The 19479-nt window shown below is 44.5% G+C and carries 21 protein-coding genes; 14 read left to right on the forward strand and 7 right to left on the reverse strand.

All coding sequences use genetic code 11. The features are described 5' to 3' along the window. Nucleotides 1-2: 2 nt before the first annotated feature. Nucleotides 3-1031, forward strand: coding sequence for a hypothetical protein (locus OQY15_RS11675; RefSeq protein ID WP_265791832.1), 1029 nt, complete (start codon nucleotides 3-5; stop codon nucleotides 1029-1031). 1 nt (nucleotide 1032) lies between these two features. Here OQY15_RS11675 and OQY15_RS11680 read toward each other — a convergent pair whose 3' ends face one another. Further along, the gene (locus tag OQY15_RS11680) at nucleotides 1033-2283 is read right to left on the reverse strand and encodes a glycosyl hydrolase family 28 protein (protein ID WP_265791839.1); all 1251 of its coding nucleotides are present in this window, start codon (nucleotides 2281-2283) and stop codon (nucleotides 1033-1035) included. 88 nt (nucleotides 2284-2371) lie between these two features. Continuing rightward, a complete protein-coding gene (locus OQY15_RS11685; RefSeq protein ID WP_265791841.1) occupies nucleotides 2372-3478 on the reverse strand; it encodes an aldo/keto reductase in 1107 nt (368 codons plus the stop codon). A 120-nt stretch (nucleotides 3479-3598) separates the two neighbouring features. Here OQY15_RS11685 and OQY15_RS11690 point away from each other — a divergent pair, with 120 nt between their 5' ends. Beyond that, nucleotides 3599-4507 (forward strand): NAD(P)/FAD-dependent oxidoreductase, encoded by a 909-nt coding sequence (locus OQY15_RS11690; RefSeq protein ID WP_265791843.1) that lies wholly within the window; start codon nucleotides 3599-3601, stop codon nucleotides 4505-4507. A 2-nt stretch (nucleotides 4508-4509) separates the two neighbouring features. On the opposite strand, the gene OQY15_RS11695 is transcribed toward OQY15_RS11690, so the two are convergent. Beyond that, complete coding sequence (locus OQY15_RS11695) at nucleotides 4510-5892, reverse strand: MFS transporter (RefSeq protein ID WP_265791845.1); 1383 nt, start codon at nucleotides 5890-5892, stop codon at nucleotides 4510-4512. 55 nt (nucleotides 5893-5947) lie between these two features. Then, nucleotides 5948-6586 (reverse strand): carbonic anhydrase, encoded by a 639-nt coding sequence (locus OQY15_RS11700; RefSeq protein WP_265791847.1) that lies wholly within the window; start codon nucleotides 6584-6586, stop codon nucleotides 5948-5950. A 133-nt stretch (nucleotides 6587-6719) separates the two neighbouring features. Here OQY15_RS11700 and OQY15_RS11705 point away from each other — a divergent pair, with 133 nt between their 5' ends. The 4 genes from OQY15_RS11705 to OQY15_RS11720 all read left to right on the forward strand — a co-directional run bounded on the left by OQY15_RS11705 (nucleotide 6720) and on the right by OQY15_RS11720 (nucleotide 10300). Next, nucleotides 6720-7490 carry a nucleotidyltransferase domain-containing protein gene (locus OQY15_RS11705; protein ID WP_265791850.1) on the forward strand — a complete coding sequence of 257 codons (771 nt, stop codon included), beginning with the start codon at nucleotides 6720-6722 and terminating at the stop codon, nucleotides 7488-7490. A 164-nt stretch (nucleotides 7491-7654) separates the two neighbouring features. Beyond that, a complete protein-coding gene (locus tag OQY15_RS11710) occupies nucleotides 7655-8704 on the forward strand; it encodes a BamA/TamA family outer membrane protein (RefSeq protein WP_265791855.1) in 1050 nt (349 codons plus the stop codon). A gap of 51 nt (nucleotides 8705-8755) precedes the next feature. Continuing rightward, entirely contained in the window at nucleotides 8756-9520 is a 765-nt protein-coding gene (locus OQY15_RS11715) for a DUF72 domain-containing protein (RefSeq protein WP_265791857.1), read from the forward strand. A gap of 75 nt (nucleotides 9521-9595) precedes the next feature. Next, nucleotides 9596-10300 (forward strand): DUF4198 domain-containing protein, encoded by a 705-nt coding sequence (locus OQY15_RS11720; protein WP_265791859.1) that lies wholly within the window; start codon nucleotides 9596-9598, stop codon nucleotides 10298-10300. A 42-nt stretch (nucleotides 10301-10342) separates the two neighbouring features. Here the strand turns inward: OQY15_RS11720 and OQY15_RS11725 are convergent, their stop codons facing one another. The 3 genes from OQY15_RS11725 to OQY15_RS11735 form a co-directional block, all read right to left on the reverse strand. Then, on the reverse strand, nucleotides 10343-10783 hold the full coding sequence (locus OQY15_RS11725; RefSeq protein ID WP_265791861.1) for a hypothetical protein: 441 nt from the start codon (nucleotides 10781-10783) through the stop codon (nucleotides 10343-10345). 85 nt (nucleotides 10784-10868) lie between these two features. After that, entirely contained in the window at nucleotides 10869-11504 is a 636-nt protein-coding gene (locus OQY15_RS11730) for a DUF2807 domain-containing protein (RefSeq protein WP_265791863.1), read from the reverse strand. A gap of 164 nt (nucleotides 11505-11668) precedes the next feature. Continuing rightward, the gene (locus OQY15_RS11735) at nucleotides 11669-12118 is read right to left on the reverse strand and encodes a hypothetical protein (RefSeq protein WP_265791865.1); all 450 of its coding nucleotides are present in this window, start codon (nucleotides 12116-12118) and stop codon (nucleotides 11669-11671) included. 284 nt (nucleotides 12119-12402) lie between these two features. Between OQY15_RS11735 and OQY15_RS11740 the strand changes: the two genes are divergently transcribed. From OQY15_RS11740 to OQY15_RS11775, 8 genes are all read left to right on the forward strand, one after another. Next, nucleotides 12403-14220, forward strand: a complete 1818-nt coding sequence (locus OQY15_RS11740; protein ID WP_265791867.1) for a c-type cytochrome — start codon at nucleotides 12403-12405, stop codon at nucleotides 14218-14220. 10 nt (nucleotides 14221-14230) lie between these two features. Further along, nucleotides 14231-15157 carry an SMP-30/gluconolactonase/LRE family protein gene (locus tag OQY15_RS11745; RefSeq protein WP_265791869.1) on the forward strand — a complete coding sequence of 309 codons (927 nt, stop codon included), beginning with the start codon at nucleotides 14231-14233 and terminating at the stop codon, nucleotides 15155-15157. Between the two features lie 29 nt (nucleotides 15158-15186). After that, nucleotides 15187-15654, forward strand: a complete 468-nt coding sequence (locus OQY15_RS11750; RefSeq protein WP_265791871.1) for a RidA family protein — start codon at nucleotides 15187-15189, stop codon at nucleotides 15652-15654. Between the two features lie 31 nt (nucleotides 15655-15685). After that, complete coding sequence (locus OQY15_RS11755) at nucleotides 15686-16081, forward strand: c-type cytochrome (RefSeq protein WP_265791873.1); 396 nt, start codon at nucleotides 15686-15688, stop codon at nucleotides 16079-16081. A 94-nt stretch (nucleotides 16082-16175) separates the two neighbouring features. Beyond that, complete coding sequence (locus OQY15_RS11760; protein WP_265791875.1) at nucleotides 16176-16640, forward strand: hypothetical protein; 465 nt, start codon at nucleotides 16176-16178, stop codon at nucleotides 16638-16640. Between the two features lie 123 nt (nucleotides 16641-16763). Further along, complete coding sequence (locus OQY15_RS11765) at nucleotides 16764-17054, forward strand: hypothetical protein (RefSeq protein WP_265791877.1); 291 nt, start codon at nucleotides 16764-16766, stop codon at nucleotides 17052-17054. Between the two features lie 50 nt (nucleotides 17055-17104). Next, nucleotides 17105-18277 (forward strand): DUF5009 domain-containing protein, encoded by a 1173-nt coding sequence (locus OQY15_RS11770; RefSeq protein ID WP_265791879.1) that lies wholly within the window; start codon nucleotides 17105-17107, stop codon nucleotides 18275-18277. Between the two features lie 11 nt (nucleotides 18278-18288). After that, nucleotides 18289-19431 carry a glycoside hydrolase family 18 protein gene (locus tag OQY15_RS11775; protein WP_265791880.1) on the forward strand — a complete coding sequence of 381 codons (1143 nt, stop codon included), beginning with the start codon at nucleotides 18289-18291 and terminating at the stop codon, nucleotides 19429-19431. Nucleotides 19432-19479: the final 48 nt, after the last annotated feature.

A 19479-nucleotide genomic window follows, 5' to 3' on the forward strand; every position in this document is an offset into this window, starting at 1 on the left:
ACATGAAATATCTTTTTATAGCTATACTGATTAACGCATTTATCTCCAATACCATCGCGCAAACTACCGTTACTGCTGATGCTAAACAGGCAGCTGTGCAGCGGATGAAAGATTCATTGACCTTTGAAGCGTTGTCCAATTATGCGCAGCTGTACCCGCTGCTGCGACAGGGATCTTTTAGCACGGATATCATCGGCAATGCCAGTGTGCATTCAAAATTGAATGGCAATGACCTCTATGAGGGTAAGATGAAGATTACCAGGATCAGGACGAATTTTAACCTGCCGCTGGCGCAGTGGGGGAAAAACAGGATCACCGGAACAGTAGGCTATCAGCAACAGCGTTTACAGACCACGGAGATCAGGAGTTATAATCCCGGGTTTTCGGAGCAGAACAGAGATATTACGAAGTCGACCGGCAGTTTCACGGCAACTTTCAGCCGGTCCGACTCCATTTTCAACCATCTTGTGATGTATTCTGGTGGTATTTCAGGGATCTCGGATGAGTTGTCTTCGGTAAAACGGGTCAACTATATCGGTACGGTGACCGTGCCGCTGCGCAGGAGCCAGTTTTCATCACTGACTGTAGGACTGGCGGTGATTCTGGATCCATCCTCGGTCTCTCCGGTAGTCCCTGTAGTGAGTTACTGGCGTAAGTTTAAAGAATCTGACCTGGATCTGTTTGTGGATCTTCCTTCGAGGGTGATCCTGAGGAAGCAACTGTCGAAGCGCAGTTCCGCATCCCTGGGCAGTGAACTGGGTGGAACCCTGTTGTTCTTTGACGTAGACCATCCGCCGCTGCCGCAGAATTCTATATATACCAATGTGGAGATCCGCAGTGGTGCAACTTTTGAATACCTGCTGACCAAAAAGGTGATCCTGGGTGTGAACGGAGGGTTATATACGACTACGGCATCACGGATGTTCGACCATGATGCGCAGCCGAACACCTATTTTTACCGCAGCCAGGCAGGGAGCGTTCCCTATATCAGTTTCTCGGTTTCGGTACTGCCTTTTATCAAACGTTTATAGTTTAATTCATTCTCAGTGGCGAACCGTTTACAGTTACATTCTCCACTTTTACGTCTTTGTACTTGTTCTGGAGGACCGGGGATTTTGTAGTGACAGTGACGTTTTTGAACACAAAATTGGAGAGGGTATCGTTTGGATTGCCCTCAATGGTACCGAAACTCTCGGCCTTTACATTGACGTTGGAAATAGTGATGTTTTTGATGGTGCCGAAAGGTTTTTCCGTGCTGCCTTTGAGGTCAAAGAATTGTTTCCAGGGATTGATGAGAATCACAGATCCACAGCTTCCCGTGATATTGTCGACGGTGATGTTTTCAAAAAGCTGGTAGGTATCAGGTCTCATTTTTAAACGCAGGATAGGGCAGGTATTTGCTACTTTACAATTCCTGATGGTGATGTTGCGGGCATGGATGCTTTCGCTGCCCAGCGTTAAAGTAGAATGTGAAGGTCCGAAGCTGCAGTTCTCCACCAGGATATCTTCTACGATACCATTTCCCGGCAGCTGCTGTGCTGTAGGTCCTTTTCCGCCTTTAATACATACAGCATCGTCATTTACAGAGATGTAGCAATTGCGGATGGTCACTTTGCTGCATACATCGATGTCTACACCATCTGTACTTGGTGCTTTGACAGGTCTGAAAGGGGAGCGGATATCGCAGTTTTCCATCAGCACATTGCGGCACTGGTACAAGTGGGTAGTCCAGAACCCGGAATTGTGCATTTTAACATCTCTGATGACCACATCATTGCAGCCCCAGATAAATACCAGTCGCGGACGGTGCACTTCGAGGTTGGTGCTGGGCTGCTTCAGCTTTGCTTTTGCTTCTCTGTTTGCCCAGAAGGCTTTCCAGAATTTGAGTCCGTTGCCGTTGATAGATCCCGGGCCGGTGATGCTGAACTCATCGACCTTATACGCATTCACCAGTGCTGCATAATAATCCAGGTTTTGCCCCTCCATACGGGAAGGCAGGAGGGGGTAATCTTTGATATCATCTGAACCTTTGAGCACCGCACCTTCCAGTAACTTCAGCTTTGTTTTGGGTTTGAAGAACAGGGCGCCGGACAGGAATGTTCCTCTGGGGATCACAATGGTGCCGCCGCCCTGCGCTGCCGCCTGATCAATCACGCGCTGAATCGCTACGGTATTCAGTTTTGTGCTATCGGGTTTGATATCATATTTTGTAATGATGAAATCCTGAGATCTGGCAGTGAATATGCTGAAGAGCAGTGAAAATACGAGAAGTGTCTGTTTCATTTGGTTTGTAGACTAGGGTATAGCAAGATAGTTTTATTAGGGAGTATCTGCTAATTAATTTCTACATTCAGCAAGTTCATCATGTTTTTTATTTCTTTACAGGCGTTGGTGCATTTGCAGCAATCAGCTTCTGGCTTTTCAGATCATCCCAGAAGGCGGCAGGGATAACAGCTGAGAAGGACTCCGCATTTGCTGTCGCCTGGCCTGCATTCCATGCTCCGGGAATCACTGCAGAAACAAACTTTGGTGCCGCAGAAAACTGTAAAGCCGCAGTACGCAGATCCGTATTGTGCTTTTTCGCGATAGCGGTTAATTTCGCAAGTTTTTCTTTTACACCCTCAGGGAATTTCCCCGAGTAATCATAGCGGTCTACTCCTGCGAGGAAACCGGCATTCAATGCTGCACCTACAACTACAGAAACACCGCTTTTTTCACATACAGGGAACAGTTTATTCAGCGCATCTTCATGTTTGATGAGCGAGTATTGAGTGGCTGACAAAATAATATCCGGATCAGCCTGTTCTATGGCTTTCACAGCAGGTTCAATCGTATTTACACCCATTCCCCAAGCCTTGATTATTCCTTCCTTGCGCATCTTTGTCAATTCCGGCATCGCTCCCTTCAGGGCTTCATCAAAATACTTTACCCAGTTTTCTTTCATATCCCCATTATCAGGTGAGATATCATGGATATAAACAATATCGAGGTAGGGCAGACCCAGACGCTGGAGACTATCTTCAATGCTGCGGCGTATACCGGCAGCGGAGTAATCATAATGGTATTTAAAATTTAGCTTTCCTTTCCACAGGCCATCTTTAAGCTCAAAGTCTTTATCGCCTGTAAGCACCCTGCCAACTTTTGTAGATAAGGTAAACTCTTCCCTTTTCTGGTTGCGCAGGAAATGACCGAAACGGCGTTCGCTTAACCCGAGGCCGTACCATGGTGAAGTATCGTAATAACGGACACCACTGTTCCAGGCAGCAGCAAGAGCTTCGTTGACGTCCTTGTCAGGGTTTTCATGAAAACCATTTCCTGCAGCTACTCCGCCGAGTCCGGATGTGGATAGTGGACGGTATTTCTGATTTTGATTCATAAGCATTTCGTCGTTTTTTATAGCAAAGGCCGATAGGTTACCTGAGGCCAGGATCCCTGCAGCGGCTAATGTGGTATGTGTTACAAATTTTCTTCTGTCCATATCATTATTCAACAAGCTATCTGCATTTGAGTTTGCTTGTGTTTTGTCAAAAAACCAATACATCATCATGTTTAGATGTAACAGTGTTGCATTTGTAAATGGACATGATATCTTTGTATTATGACAACACTAAAGAATTTTGACGTCATCATTATAGGTGGCAGTTACGCCGGGCTATCTGCGGCTATGGCTCTTGGGCGTTCATTGCGTAATGTTCTGATGATAGACAGTGGTTTACCCTGCAATCGCCAAACCCCGCATTCGCACAACTTTCTCACGCAGGATGGCGAAACTCCCGCTGCAATAGCCGCCGCCGCTAAAGCACAGGTTTTGAAGTATGAGACGGTTCAGTTTTTGAACGACAAAGCTGTAGATGCCCGTCAGCTTGAAAAGGGCTTCAGCATTTCTACTGCTGGGGGAGAAGTATTCAGTGCAAAGAAATTGATTTTTGCAACGGGAATAAAGGATATCATGCCTGACATCAAAGGCTTCGCGGAATGCTGGGGGATTTCTGTAGTGCATTGTCCGTATTGTCATGGGTTTGAGATCAGGAATAAAAAAACAGGGATACTGGCACATGGGGCGAGAGCCATGCATCTGGCGCCGCTGGTGAAGAACCTGACTGAAGATATAACCATTTTTACCGGGGGCACAGCAGACTTTAGTAAGGAAGACCTTGAAAAGCTGAATAAACATCATATCCGGATCGTGGAAACGGAAATTTCAGAAGTGCAGCATGAAAATGGTCATTTGACTAAGCTGACGCTGGCCGATGGGAAGAGCATGAACTTTGAGGCATTATATGCCGCAGTACCTTTTACGCAACATTCAGACCTGCCTGAAAAACTGGGTTGTGAACTGACAGAACATGGATATATCACAACAGACGGATTTCAGCAGACCACGGTGAAGGGAATTTATGCCTGCGGAGATAATTCGGTGATGATGCGCTCTGTAGCAAATGCTGTGTACAGTGGCAATCTGACGGGGGCAATGCTGAATAAAGAACTCGTGGATGAAGAATTCTAGCGTTATGATGTACCGCTTTTCACATATTTCCTGCTGAGGAAGATAATCAGCAACGTACAGAGAATGGCGCCGGTGATGCTGATCGTGATGGTGTGCAGGATGGCATCACCGCCATTTGCTGCAATAGCTCCAAAAACAGCTACACCTATTGCTCCGGCAGCCTGTCTCACAGTGTTCAATGTGGCAGATGCTGTTCCGGAAAGCGTCTTGTCTACGCTGGAGAGAATGCCGTTGGTCATTGCAGGAACGGCAAGGCCCATGCCCAGGGAGATCAGGAGAAATGGTACTGATAACTGCCAGAACGAGGTATGCATGCCAGCTGTAAACAGTCCTGAAAATCCCAGTGCAAAAACCGTTAAGCCTATAAGTATGGGCTTGCGGATACCGTAGCGGTTGATGACACTGCCACTGGCGAGGTTAGATATCACAAAGCCCGCAGTAAGTGGCAAAAAGGCAAGGCCAGCGGTAAGCGGTGGATAGTTGAGTATATTCTGCAGATACAGGCTCAGGATAAACACCGTACCATAATAGAAGCCGTTGAGGACTGCCCCCAATAACAGCAGCACATTAAATGACGCTGAATTAAAAAGATTTAAGGGCAGCATCGGATGGCTTACCTTTTTTTCAATGATGAGGAATGCCACAAAGGAAAGCCCGCCGAGCAGTATGCTTCCATAAATCAAGGGATGGCTGAATCCCAGCTTTGACCACTCGATTACTGCCGCAATGAGTAGCGTGATGGAGAGCATCCAGGCAAATTGTCCTGCTAAGTCGAACTTCCTCACCAGCGTCGGGCTGTTTTGTTTTTGCAGCAGAAAAGTAAGCACAATACCGGCGAGACAAAGCGGCGCGTTGATAAAGAAGATATAGCGCCAGTTGCTGATATTGATGAGGATGCCGCCAACAATAGGACCTGCAGCAATAGCGGCACTTCCTGCGGCTGTCCACAGACCGATGGCCTTGGCACGTTTTCCCGGCATATCGGCAAAAGTCTGGTTGAGGATGGCGAGGGAACTGGGTATCATCGTTGCTGCACCTACACCCTGGAATACTCTGGCAATGATAAGGAACAGCGCACTCGTGGCCAGGCCACAGGCGACGGAGGCGACACCGAAGATCAGCATGCCCAGCTGAAAGAGGCGGCGGGCGCCAAAAAGGTCACTGAGGTTGCCGGCAGATAACATCAGTACAGCAAATGCAAGGGTATAGCCGTCAACAATCCATTGTAATACACTGATATCAACCTTATAGGTATCGGCAATTTGGGGAAGGGCAATATTGACTATGGAGACATCCAGCTGGGCGACTACAAAAGCCAGACTGGTAACTACTATTGTCCAGCCGTAAGCCGGAGCTGATAGATTCTTTTCGGGTATTACACGCATTTAGCGCTAAGATAGAGGGAAAATGCGAAACCATGACGGTTTCGCATTTGTAGTTTTATTCTTTGACATCATCAAGACGATAAATCTCCATGATGTTTTCAAGTAATTTGATAAAATCGATATTGAGGTCGATCAGTTTTCCGCTATGAATATCGAAAACCCAACCGTGGATAGTGATATTGCGTTCGCGCTGCGCTTTTTGTACTTCAGCAGTTTTGATCACATTGATACATTGCTCTTCAACGTTCAGCTCTACCAGTCGTTTGTAACGTTCCTCTTCATTTTCTATGGCATTCAGCTCGTCCTTGTGCGTTCTGTATACATCACGGATGTTTCTCAACCATGGATTTAAGATCCCGAGGTCACCCGATTTCATAGCTGCCTGCACACCACCACAATAGTAATGACCGCAAACCACGATGTGTTTAACCTTAAGGTGGGCCACTGCATAGTTGATCACCGACATGGCACTCAGGTCCGTATTGGGAACCATATTGGCGATATTTCTGTGTACAAAAACTTCACCGGGAGCTACGCCCATCAGTTCCTCTGCCGATACACGGCTATCAGAACAACCAATATAAAGAATGTCCGGATTTTGACCCTGAGACATTGTGCTGAAGTAGTCAGGTTGAAGGTCTAACTTTTTCTGAACCCAGCTTTCATTATTTTTAAAGATTCTTTTGATATCCATTTTATGTATGTGTTGTACTTATGATTGATAATTAAACAGTGCAAAGGTTGTTTTGTTTGGATGCCCAAGTTGAAACAAAGCTAAACAACGTGGAGTAAATTTAGTAGCTTGGAGACATTAAATTTTGAACTACATGATACAGCAACAGTTTGCGCTCAAAGTAAAAGAAGTTTTAGAACATGACGAAACAATCCTGGGTCTGGCGGTAGCTGGTTCATGGCTTACTGATGAAATTGACGAATGGTCAGATCTCGACCTGGTGGTAGTAACCAGGGAAAATCTGAACGCTGACAAGGAGAAAATGATGGCCTATGCCAATCGTTTCGGAAACCTGCTGTCTGGATTTACAGGTGAGCATGTTGGAGAAACCAGGTTACTCATCTGTTTGTATGATGAGCCGCTGCTGCATGTAGATATCAAATTTGTAACTGCTGATGAATTTAGGGAAAGGATAGAAAACCCTGTCCTCTTACTGGACAGGAATAATGTGCTGCAAGATATTATACAATCGACAAAAGCCTCCTTTCCAAGTCCGGATTTTCAATGGATCGAAGACCGGTTCTGGATCTGGATACACTATGGACTGCAAAAAATCGGAAGGGGAGAGTACTTTGAAGCCCTAGACTTTATGGGCTTCTTACGGATGTCTGTGTTTGGGCCATTACTCCATCTGAGAAACAATAACCTGCCAAGGGGTGTGCGTAAGGTGGAAACTACCTTAACAGCAGCTGATTTTAAATTGTTGAGCGGCACGATAGCGATCCATGAAAAGGAATCTTTGCTGACAGCTGTTTACAATGCAACAGAACTGTATAAAAGCCTGCGCATCGATTTATATGACGATCAGGTTTCTTTAAATAAAGCAGAAGTTGCGGTTATGACATACTTCAGCAGTTTGAGATGAAATTAATTTTATCTTTGCATTAACAATGCTGAACTATTTGCTTGTGCAATATGTTACGTATTCCGGAAGCTTAGATCATCAGAATGAGAATATATTTACTAGCCGCAGCCTTAATCTTTTGCACGTTTAACAGTTTCGCACAACAAAAACAACGCTCCTGGTTTATGAGGCAGGTTCAGAAGGTGCTCAACGATACTACTTCTGCTGATAAGCCAAGCACCACGGTATATCCCACCTTTGCTCTGTCGCCGGAGACAGGTGTAGAAATAGGTTTCTCTGCACTGAAACTTTTCCGCGCAAAAAATGATACCCTGAACAGGCTCAGTGAACTGCAGGCTTTCACGTTTTTTACTTTCAATGGCCAGTACGGACTTTGGCTGGACAATGCGATCTACAGCGATAAGGACAAATGGTTTTTTCTGGGACGTACGCGGATACAGAAATTCCCTATGTTTTATTATGGCATCGGGCCTGATGCCAGCGGCGACAATCACGCTGTAGTGGATGCTTTTACGGTGGCTATCAAACAGCGGGTATTACGCAGAGTGATAAAGAATGTGTTTGCAGGTCCGGAAATAGATTTTCAGAATACCTCATCGGTAAGATTTAACCAGCCCGAAGTTAATCCCTTTGAGCTGCCCAGAGGGAGCACCGGCTCCACCAATATTGGTCTGGGTGGAGCTTTGGTATATGATAACAGGCACAATGTGCTCAACGTAAGAAAGGGAATGTTCGGGGAGGTTTCTTTTTTACACTATAATCCTTCACTCGGCAGTTCATTTCAATACAACAGTATCAATGTAGATCTCCGCTCGTTTTATCCGGTAGGTAAAAGAAATGTACTGGCATGGCAGGTACTAGGAAATTTTCAGAGTGGCGAAATCCCTTTTAACCAGCTGGCCATGATGGGGGGCGATATGATGATGAGAGGATACTACCAGGGCCGCTATCGTGATAAAAATATGATTGCTGCACAAACAGAATTCCGGATGCTGCCCTTTGCCTTTCATAAACGCCTGGGCGGATCTGTTTTTGCCAGTACTGCCATGGTTGCGCCAAAGGTGAGCAGTTTTACAACAAACAATTTGAAGTTTGCCGGCGGATTTGGGTTGAGGTATCTGTTATTTCCAAAAAAGGATATCTATCTCAGACTTGATATTGGGTTCTCCAAAGAAGGCTCCAGCTTTTATATCCTGAACGGAGAAGCGTTTTAAGCTTGTAGCTGAACGCTCAAACAATCTGATTTGGGATAGAGTTATAGGGCTATGGAAGAAATATCTGTACCTCATTACTATTCAGGAACAAGTGGTCTGTTACTGCCTGTAAGAAATAAAAGTTTTTATCCTCCAGAGTTTCAGGATAATAGCAGGCTGCATTTTTATGGCTCATTGATGAACAGTATAGAAATCAACAGTTCATTTTATAAGCTGCCCATGCCATCAACTGTTGAAAAATGGGCCGCTGAAACCCCTGACGATTTCAAATTCAGTTTCAAGCTTTTCAGGGAAATTACGCATCATAAAAGTTTGGCTTTCGATCCTGCATTGCTGAAGCGTTTCATAGAGGTGGTATCCCGTGCAGGTACTAAGAAAGGCTGTCTGCTGGTACAGCTGCCACCGAGTGTGCGATTTGGTGACGTAAAACAATTGATGTTTCTGATGGATGTGCTTCGGGAAAATGACCCGGACGAAGAATGGAAAATTGCTTTAGAGTTCAGGCATATTTCACTTTATCATGAGGAGGTGTATGAAATGCTCGGAAGTCACCGGATGGCCATGGTTATTCAGGATAAACCGCCGGCAGCTACACCCTTGCTGGAATCTGATCTTCCTTTCGTGTATCTCAGGTTTCATGGACCGGATGGTAGTTACAGGGGCAGTTATGAGCAGGGTGTGCTGGAAGAGTATGCCGTTTATATTGCAGAATGGCTACAGAAAGGTAAAACTGTATATACTTACTTTAATAACACAATGGGGGATGCCGTGGCAAATTTATATACGCTTAGGGATCTGTTAAAGAACTATGTTTAGATTAATTTGATCTTTGTTTGTATTTATTCTAAATAAGAGGTTTCTTTGCGGTATAAATTAAACCCAAAGATAAAGATGAAAAAATTAATCCTTACCCTCCTGATGGCTTTTAGCGCAAGTTTAGTTTTCGCGCATTCCCTATGGATAGAAACTGCAGCTACCGGTAAAGCTGGTCAGCCGCAAAGCGTTAAATTATTCTATGGCGAATATGGACAAAACGAAAAGGATGAATTCAGCAAATGGCACTCTGACCTGCCTGAATTGACATTGTGGCTGACTACAGCGGATGGTAAAAAGGAGAAACTGGTGCTGACGAAGGGAAGCAACTTTCTGGAGTCTTCATTTACATCGCAAAAGGATGGTGCATACACGCTTGCTGTCAGCCATAAATCCAAAGACCTGAGTGGTACGTACCAGCTGGAATTTCTGGCTAGTGCAACGGTAGCTGTAGGTAAATCAGCTGTAGCTGATCCTGCTGCAAGTGCCAATGAACTGAAAGTTCTTCCGGTAGGGGACACCAAAGTGAACAAACCGGTGAGCGTGAAAGTATGGCTGAAGGGAGAATCTAAAGCCGGCTTAACAGTGCTATTGTTTTCTCCTGTAAAATGGGGTCAGGAACTGACAACTGGTGCAGATGGTACAGTAACTTTCACACCATTATGGCCAGGTAAATATATGATCGAAGCTACAGCTTCTACTCCTGGTGAAGGTGAGTATAATGGCAATAAGTACACCGGCCTCTGGCAGGGTGCAACTTATACCTTTGAGGTAGCCAAATAAATATTGTTCAACAATGAAAGAGCCGGTTAACGCCGGCTTTTTTTATTGAGGGGCTTTTTCAAAAACAAACTTCGGGTGCTGGTAGTCGATAGGTATCTTTTTGTTAAAAAAAGTCATATTCATATAGATCTGCATTGAGCCAATACCCATGATCAGCTTTTCCTCTTTTTTCAGCAGGGCGATAGGGATTCTGTACCATTTCCTGATTCCATAGCTTTGGTAATGGAACGTACCCTTGAGCGTATCTCCCTTCACTACGCCATTGACATCACCGGAATCTTTGTAAACACCATCATGACTGATCTCATATTGTCCTTCGAATACTTTATCTGTTAAGATGATATTCAGTCTGGCAGTGTCGGACTTGTCGGCAGCACTGTAAAGCACCTTTTCACCGTTAATATCGGCAGCGGGAGTACCGCAGGAGGCTAGCAGGATGACAACAGAAACCAGTAAAAGTGGAAGACCATACGCATTTATCATAGCGCAATTTAAGATAATAAAAATGATCAAAAAAAAAGATGCCGGTAGGTTACCGGCATCTTTAGCGGATCGCGTTATTTAAAGACTAGTTGTTTCTGCCTTTGATATTCAAAGCAACTGCTTCCTGTAAGTGTTTTGCATTTTCTGATTGTGTAGCAGCAAATTTAGCGGTATCCATTTTAGCAACATCTGCCATCTCATAGATGTGTTTGCCGGTGCTGCCGATCAGCTGCAGGTTTGCACGGTCGTTGATCACAGTATATAAACTTCCGGTGGTGGCTTTTACTTTTGCGCTGGCTTCATCTTTCAGCATTACCTGCAGATTTACCAGATCAAATTTGCCTGCAGTTTTAACCTCTGCTTTTCCGGAAGCATCAATACGGTAAGGATTGTTTACATAAACTGTAACTACCACGGGTTTGCGTTCGTCAGAGCTGATCGATAAGGCATTTCCTATTTGTTTGACATTTACTTTTTTCAGGTCTGTAGAATCCATAGTTACATATTCTGTTTTGCTCTGGATCAGGATCACTTTTGTATTTCCGGTTACAATTACTCTTTTAATATCCGGTGTAGCATGTCCGAAAGTAACAGTTACTTCAGATCCTCTGGTTACAGGATTTTCAATGGTTGCTGCTGTAGCGTTAAGTGTAAATACTGAAGCTACTAAAATGATTGCTGTTGCGCTAGATTTTACGATGTTGTTGAATAGAGTTTTCATATCTTTTGAGTTTGAGGGTTTTAAATAATTTCTTAATTGTTTGTCTATAAGACGCCCTCATCCTGCAAACGTTTCAGCGCAATTCCCGCTAATATACCACGGTGCTGTAACACCCGACAAACGCCTGTAATTTTTCGACCAACTCTATTCGTCGATACCCGTTTTTAATCGTTTTTCATAAATATAAAGCGGCCTTTGTCGTAATCTATAGGTTCATTTTTTTTGAAATACGCCCTTCCCCAGGCAAATTCGCGCTGACCAACACCTAAATGAAGTGTTTTCCCATTGCTGAGCATGGCGATCGGATTTCTCTGCCAGCTGCCCTTCTGATCCTGGTAGTGGTAATTGGCCAGCAGCGTATCCCCATTCATCCATCCCTTGAAGCTACCATGTTCCTTGAGGCCATTACCATAAACAAAGTTGAGTGTACCCTTAACCCGGCTGCCTTTTTTGATCAGCCTGAGGAATACGGTATCCTGATCATAGACCGCCCTGTACCTTTGTGAGGGCAGGGCAAGCAAGGCATCATAGTCATCCAGTTCGTTGCCCGTATGGGATACACAACTGCATAGAAAACTGATCATCACGGCACAACATAGTAGTTTCTTTCTCATATCTTTCCTGTTTATCTATAGGATGAACTTTTGAAGGATATTCCATACACAGGTAATTAAGAATGATTATTATTTAGCTTTTTGATTGGTCTGATTGCTTAGATGAGGTGTCTTTATGATCAAGAAATATCAGAAAAAACCTTTAGAAGGGTCGTTTTATAACATTTTAGTTAGAAAGAGGTGATGTAGGGCTAAAAATGGCAGAGTAAGTAACTAAAAAATGTAAATTCCACCAATTTCTCCGTAAATTATTGAGATATTGCTAATGATTAACCGATTTACTAATGAACCACAAACACCGCGCACTCAAAATCAGAGATTATTTTAAGTCCCTGCTCCGTTTTCGGATACCAAGAGTTTACCTAGTATGCTTTTGGCTCTTCGTCATCGTGATGGGTTTTACACAATACAAGCCTCATACAGGTTTGCCACCGGCGGATCCGGGTAACGGCGGACTGGTATTGCCGGGGGGATTCCGGGCGGTAGTGGTAGTAGATAGTTTGAAGGGACAGGCGAGGCATATCGCAGTAAATGATAATGGCGATATTTACGTAAAAGCGAGAAATCACAACCGCAACGATGGTTATGGAAACATCGCGCTGCGTGATACAAATAATGATGGAAAGGCAGATATTATCCAGCCTTTTGGAAAATATGAAGGCCGTACCTATGGTACTGCCATGCGCATCCATAACGGATATCTCTATTTTAGCTCAGAGCTGATTGTGTACCGCAACAAACTGACCCCGGGCCAGCTGGTACCGGACAGTAAAATGGATACAATTGTAGTGGATAACCCGCCTTACCATGAGCACCAGACCAAACCTGTTACGTTTGACGACAACGGGCATATCTATGTAGGCTGGGGAGCAGGCTCCAATGCAAGTCAGGTGGCCAACAGACGTCCAGGTTCTCCGGGAACTGGTACGCCAGATTCTGAAACTGACCCAAGCCCTTTTTTGGTAGACCATGGTGGAATATGGATGTTCGATGAAAACAAACTCAACCAGAAACAGGAAGAAGGAGTAAAGTTTGCTACCGGTCTGAGGAGTATCGTAGCCCTGGAGTGGGACCATAACAGTAAGTCTTTGTATACCATTAATCACGGTCGCGACGACCTGAGGATGTTATGGCCTGCTATATATACCCCATGGGAGAGCGCTATCCTTCCTGCGGAAGAGTTTTTTAAAGTAAAACAGGGAATGAACGGTGGCTGGCCATATTATTACTATGACCAGATCAAAGGGAAAAAGATCCTGAACCCGGAATACGGGGGTAATAAAATCAAGGAAGGTAACGGTGCAAAGCTGACACAGCCATTGATTGGTTTCCCGGGGCACTTTGCTCCGAACGACCTGATGTTTTACAAGGGGAATCAGTTTCCTGCAAGATACAAGAATGGTGCATTTATGGCATTTCATGGTGCTACGAACCGTGCTCCATACCCTCAGGCGGGTTATATCATCGCTTTTGTTCCTTTCAAAAACGGCGTACCTTCTGGTCCCTGGGAAGTATTTGCCGATGGATTTGCTGGTGTAGACCCGATTGTGAATGTGAGTAACGCTGTCTACCGCCCGATGGGGCTTGCCGAAGGGCCTGATGGTTCACTATATGTAAGTGATACCGAAAAAGGGAAGATCTGGAGAATCATGTTCAAGGGCAACAAGCAAACATTTGGTGCTGCGCAGCTGGCGGGAATGGCAAAACGTAAGATCACGCGTTCAAACATCAAGACGCCGAATGCGATTACAGATGATCTGGACAGGGGTAAATTGCTTGCAGCAGCAAAAGTATATACCACCTATTGCAGTCCTTGCCACCAGCGTGACGGAAAAGGCGATGGCAACCGTTATCCGCCGATTGCCGCTTCAGAGTGGGTAAATGGTGATCAAACAAAATTGATCCAGGTGATCCTGAACGGACTGCAGGGACCTGTACAGGTGAAAGGATTGCCCTACAATGAAGTGATGCCGGCACATGGATCTTTCCTCAAAGATGAGGAGATTGCGCAGGTAGTTACCTATATTAAGAGCAATTTCGGTAATACACCGGGAGAAGTTACACCTCAGCAGGTGGCTGAAGTAAGAAAATTAAAACCTTAAAAAATATATAATGCTTAAAAACAACAGGCTCCCATACAAATGCGCTCAAACATTGTCGGTACTCTCTGTCTGCCTGGCTTATTCATTTGGTGCAAATGCGCAGAATGGATTGTTTAAGTCGACCCTGCTGACACCTCCAAATAGCTTTACAATTGGAGCAGAAGGACCGGCGGTTGATAAAAAAGGAAATCTGTATGCGGTAAACTATGACCATGATGGTACTGTTGGTATCATCACTCCCAAAGGTAAGGCTAGTGTCTTTCTTGAGCTGCCAAAGGGTAGCATGGGTAATGGCATCAGGTTTGACAGTAAAGGGGATATGCTGATTGCCGATTATACCGGTCATAATATTCTGAGGGTAAACATGGCAACAAAAGACATCAGCGTATTTGCACACGATGGGAGAATGACGCAGCCGAACGATATCGCGATCGATGACAAAGACCGTTTGTATGCCAGTGATCCCAACTGGAAAGCCGGAACGGGCAGGGTGTGGCGTATCGATACCGATGGCAAATTCACCTTGCTGCTGGATGGTGTAGCTACTGTAAACGGAATTGATGTGAGTCCGGACAATAAAACTTTGTATGTCAATGAGCTGCTGAAGATCTGGGCATTTGACCTCTCCCCGGAAGGTGCCATCAGCAATAAACGTCTGCTGATCGAATTTCCGGATTTCGGAATGGATGGCCTGCGGGTTGATGTGGATGGCAACATCTATCAGGCACGTTATGGAAAGGGAGTGGTCGCAAAAGTATCGCCTCAAGGCAAGTTGCTGAAAGAGATCGTCCTGAAAGGAAAGAAACCTACAAACGTTGCTTTTGGTGGCAAAGATGGCCGTACAATGTATGTGACCATACAGGATGAGAAAAACCTGGAGACCTTTAGGGTGGATAAGCCCGGCCGTGAGTGGCTAAGAACCAAGAATAGTAAATAGAATTATATTACCATTAAACCTTTAATCAAATGAGTACAGAAAGAAGATCTGCCCTGAAAAAGTTATTACTGTCTGCTGTTGGCGTAACAGGATTTGGATTGTTTGCCAATGCCGCTACTAAAGATGCAGCCCCTGAAAAAGAAGCTGGCAACATCACTAAAATGGATGACGTTCCATTGTTTTCTGGTCACACTAAATTAGGAAACACGATATATGTTGCAGGTAAAGGTGCACACACTGCTCCCTTCACTATCGCTGCACATACTGAGATTGTATTAAAAGAACTTGAGGCTGAACTGATCAAAGCTGGTTCCTCTATGGAAAAAGTGCTGAAGGTAAATGTTTACCTGAATGATATTGCTGATTACAAAGGCATGAACGAAGTTTATAAAGGTCGTTTCGGCAAGAAACCTCCTGTACGTACAACAGTTGCTGTTGCAAAAGGTGGTGTTCCGGGAGATTCTCTGGTAGAGATGGACTGCATCGCTTACATCTAGTCGTATTTTAAATTCTGTTGATCAATTAGTTATGAAGCTAAAGCTTATTTTCTCCGGTTGTCTTTTTATTGCAGTAACAGGCAGTACTACAGCGGCCTTTTGCCAAACCAAAAAGACTGTGAAAACAGTTACCAAGGTGAGCACCATCACTGTCAGCAAGGCTGATATTGCGGCGGGTCAGCTATTGGTCAGTAAATCTGACTGTGTAGGCTGCCATAGTGTAAATAATAAAATGGTCGGTCCTGCTTATGTAACTATCGCCCAGACATATCCTATGACTGATGCTAATGTTACAGCTTTATCACAGAAGATCATCAGTGGTGGCAGCGGTAAATGGGGACAGGTACCGATGACACCACATCCGGCAATTACTTCACCGGATGCAAAGAAGATTGTAAAATACATTCTCTCTTTGAATACAAAATAAGGAAAGTCCCGCTGGGGCGATCTCAAAATTTACTAAGCTAATACTGGATAACAGTATTAGCTTTTTTTTTTACCTTTAACTAAACCCGATCACGTTGGCAGCGCAAACACCATATTCAGAATTTGGTTCAGGTTATCCATTTAACGTGTACCTGTTAGTAATTATCCCCATATTAATACTTGGCCTTGGCTTGCTCAACCAATACGACCTGATTGTGGTGATGATGAACCTGCCTATAGGGATGCTGATCTATTATATCCTGTTTTCACGATTCAGCTGTAAGATTGAAATCAATGAGATCAATGAGCTGGAAGTGATCTATTTCTTTCCATGGGATGATAATGTGCTGATCAGTCTTGACGATTTTGATAAGGTAACCGTAGAGAAAGTGAAGAACAGTAGCTTTAGCCTGCTGAGCTTTAGCAGCGCTGATGAATTTGCTGAAACTGTAAACGTTCGGCTGAATATGCGAAAGGGGGCTCTGGAGCAGATGTTAACGTATATCAAAGCAGCAAACAAGCTGAAAATCAGCCGCTCTGTGGGCAGAACTTTTCATTAAATCCCAAAAATATTTTTTTATTCTGATCTTTTCCCTTTTTTACATCGTAACTCTTATTAGGGCCGTTAAGAAAATGCTATGGCCTCGCCAAAAAAAATCGTTTTACCCTTAATGTATCAGATTATGATGGAAAACATAGCAGTAAAGTCACGGAAAGTAAATAGTTCTATCACCGACAAGGTGATTGAGTTGCATAATATTGGTTATGTGTTTGATTTTTTGATTTCAGATCAGGAGGAAGTTATCTGCCTCCAGGACAATAAACATTTTCCACGTGAAAATGTAGATGTGAAAGTAATGGGGCAGGGCTACGACCTCTTTAGTCACTCTTTCAAGTATATCCATACCATAGAAACAAGCTGCGGAAAATGGGGTCTCATGCTCTCTGATGAGGTGGTGACCTGGGTTGCTTAATCTTTTCAATTTCATTTGGTTAAAGCCGGTTCAAAGGTTAGTTTTGTTTTATGCAACAACTACCTAAACGCCTGTTATCTATCGATGTACTTCGGGCTGTAACCATGTTTCTGATGATCTTTGTGAATGATTCTTCAGGGGTCAGGAATGTGCCGCTGTGGTTGGGTCATACGGAGGCCAGTGCCGATGCTATGGGTTTTGCTGACACCATATTTCCGGCCTTCCTGTTTATCGTAGGACTGTCGCTTCCCTTTGCCATCAACAATAAGATCAAGAAAGGGGAGTCTTTTCTTCAAATCCTGTTTTATATCCTTTCCCGCAGTGCGGCATTGCTGATTATGGGATTTTTTCATGTGAACCTGGAAGAGTACAGTGCCGCTTCGGTGTTGCCTAAAGCAGTGTGGGGACTGATCATTACAGCGAGCTTTTTCCTGATCTGGCTGGATTACCCTGAGAGCATGAATAAGACAAAGAAGAATATCCTCATGGGAACGGGAATAGTGCTGCTGATCCTGATGGCTGTTTTATACAAAGGCGGCAGCCCGGAAGCACCCGTCTGGATGAAGCCATCATGGTGGGGCATCCTGGGGATTATCGGCTGGTCATATCTGGTGTGTGCTGTACTGTATCTGGTAAGCAGGGGGCGCCTGAGCTTTTTGATCCTGAGCTGGTTTCTGTTTATGGTCATCAATATTGCTGTGCATATGGAATTGCTGCCCTTCAGATTCTGGCTGATCGGTGATGGCTCTTCAGTAGGATTGACCATGGGTGGAATTGTAATTTCGGGTTTATATGCGCGCCTGGTGGGCTTAGGGAAAACGCAGCGTTTGTGGCTGATCATGGCTGTCCTGGGCATTGCCCTGGTTGCTGCGGGATTGCTGATACGTCCAGTGGCGGGCGGTATCTCGAAGATTCATTCTACACCTGCCTGGGTGATGATCTGTACGGGCATTACCATCTTGTTTTTTGAACTTGCAATCTACCTTATTGATGTGCAGGGGAAAAAGGATTGGTTTAAATGGATTGCTCCCGCGGGTACCAGCACGCTTACCTGTTACCTGATGCCATACTTTCTCATCTTCCTGATGCATCTGTCCGGACTGGAATTTAGTGGCATGCTGAATAGCGGGGCGCCCGGACTGGCCCGGTCTTTTGCGATATCATTTATCCTGATACTGATCGTGGGGCAGATGGAAAAACGGAGGTTAAGATTAAAAATATAATGATGAAACGGATGCATTTGTATAGGGCGGCTCTGTCAGGAGTACTTTGCCTCTTCATTCTGACGGGCGCAAGTTTTGGAGTTCGTGCCCAGAGTGCGAAACACAAGAAATATGTGGTTATTGGTTATGTTGGGGGCTACCGTGGACTGGTTGATACCGCACTGGTGGATGCGCAAAAACTAACGCATATCAACTATGCATTTGTAAATGTGCAGAACAACCGTGCCTGGCTGACGAATCTGAAAACAGATTCTACGAACTTCAGAAATTTAAATAAGCTGAAGCTGAAAAATCCCGGTCTTAAGATTCTGATCTCCATAGGTGGCTGGCTATGGAGCGGCAACTTCTCAGACGCTGTGCTTTCTGATACTTCGCGCAGGGCTTTTGCAGCAAGTGCTGTACAGATTATCAGAGATTATGGTCTGGATGGTGTAGATATCGACTGGGAATATCCGGCACAGGCGGGTGCAGGTAATAAGTTCCGGCCGGAAGATCAGCAAAATTATACGCTGATGTTTAAGTCGCTGCGCGAGGAGCTGGACCAGGCAGAGAAACAAACAGGCAGGAATCTATTGCTTACCACAGCAGTAGGGGGATTTAAAAGATTTCTGGACCTTACAGAAATGGGCAAGGCGCAGGCCTACCTTGATTATATCAATCTGATGACCTATGATTATTTCCAGGATAGTCTGGGTGTTGCAGTACACCATACTAATCTTTATCCATCAAAAATGTATACTGCAGAAGATAACGCGGATAAAACTGTGAAAGATTATATCGCTGCTGGCGTTCCTGCGGCGAAACTGGTGATGGGACTGGCATTTTACGGTAGATCATCCATTGTGGCAGAAAACTCGCAGAACGGATTGGGAGTAAAAACCACTGGAAAAGCGCAGGCTGGTGGTTATACAATGATAAAAGATAGTCTGATCAATAAAAAGGGTTTTAAGTATTACCGTGATAAGGATGCAAAAGCACCTTACCTGTATAATCCTTCGAGCAGGCAGTTCATATCTTTTGATGATGAGTGGTCAGTAAAGAATAAAGCTGAGTATGTAAAAGATAAAAAGATGGGCGGACTGATGTTTTGGGAATATACCAGTGATACAAAAGAATATCTGTTGGATGAGTTGAATAAAGTATTAGGTAAATAGCTTAAATATTACCTGAAGTTTATCTGGAGTTAATGCTGCCGGCCGACC

Source organism: Pedobacter sp. MC2016-15 (assembly GCF_026239695.1).
Classification (GTDB): Bacteria; Bacteroidota; Bacteroidia; order Sphingobacteriales; family Sphingobacteriaceae; genus Pedobacter.

Coding starts and splice junctions, on each gene's coding strand:
- OQY15_RS11675 (WP_265791832.1), top strand. CDS start 3: ATGAAATATCTTTTTATAGCTATACTGATTAACGCATTTATCTCCAAT.
- OQY15_RS11680 (WP_265791839.1), bottom strand. CDS start 2,283: ATGAAACAGACACTTCTCGTATTTTCACTGCTCTTCAGCATATTCACT.
- OQY15_RS11685 (WP_265791841.1), bottom strand. CDS start 3,478: ATGGACAGAAGAAAATTTGTAACACATACCACATTAGCCGCTGCAGGG.
- OQY15_RS11690 (WP_265791843.1), top strand. CDS start 3,599: ATGACAACACTAAAGAATTTTGACGTCATCATTATAGGTGGCAGTTAC.
- OQY15_RS11695 (WP_265791845.1), bottom strand. CDS start 5,892: ATGCGTGTAATACCCGAAAAGAATCTATCAGCTCCGGCTTACGGCTGG.
- OQY15_RS11700 (WP_265791847.1), bottom strand. CDS start 6,586: ATGGATATCAAAAGAATCTTTAAAAATAATGAAAGCTGGGTTCAGAAA.
- OQY15_RS11705 (WP_265791850.1), top strand. CDS start 6,720: ATGATACAGCAACAGTTTGCGCTCAAAGTAAAAGAAGTTTTAGAACAT.
- OQY15_RS11710 (WP_265791855.1), top strand. CDS start 7,655: ATGAGGCAGGTTCAGAAGGTGCTCAACGATACTACTTCTGCTGATAAG.
- OQY15_RS11715 (WP_265791857.1), top strand. CDS start 8,756: ATGGAAGAAATATCTGTACCTCATTACTATTCAGGAACAAGTGGTCTG.
- OQY15_RS11720 (WP_265791859.1), top strand. CDS start 9,596: ATGAAAAAATTAATCCTTACCCTCCTGATGGCTTTTAGCGCAAGTTTA.
- OQY15_RS11725 (WP_265791861.1), bottom strand. CDS start 10,783: ATGATAAATGCGTATGGTCTTCCACTTTTACTGGTTTCTGTTGTCATC.
- OQY15_RS11730 (WP_265791863.1), bottom strand. CDS start 11,504: ATGAAAACTCTATTCAACAACATCGTAAAATCTAGCGCAACAGCAATC.
- OQY15_RS11735 (WP_265791865.1), bottom strand. CDS start 12,118: ATGAGAAAGAAACTACTATGTTGTGCCGTGATGATCAGTTTTCTATGC.
- OQY15_RS11740 (WP_265791867.1), top strand. CDS start 12,403: ATGAACCACAAACACCGCGCACTCAAAATCAGAGATTATTTTAAGTCC.
- OQY15_RS11745 (WP_265791869.1), top strand. CDS start 14,231: ATGCTTAAAAACAACAGGCTCCCATACAAATGCGCTCAAACATTGTCG.
- OQY15_RS11750 (WP_265791871.1), top strand. CDS start 15,187: ATGAGTACAGAAAGAAGATCTGCCCTGAAAAAGTTATTACTGTCTGCT.
- OQY15_RS11755 (WP_265791873.1), top strand. CDS start 15,686: ATGAAGCTAAAGCTTATTTTCTCCGGTTGTCTTTTTATTGCAGTAACA.
- OQY15_RS11765 (WP_265791877.1), top strand. CDS start 16,764: ATGATGGAAAACATAGCAGTAAAGTCACGGAAAGTAAATAGTTCTATC.
- OQY15_RS11770 (WP_265791879.1), top strand. CDS start 17,105: ATGCAACAACTACCTAAACGCCTGTTATCTATCGATGTACTTCGGGCT.
- OQY15_RS11775 (WP_265791880.1), top strand. CDS start 18,289: ATGCATTTGTATAGGGCGGCTCTGTCAGGAGTACTTTGCCTCTTCATT.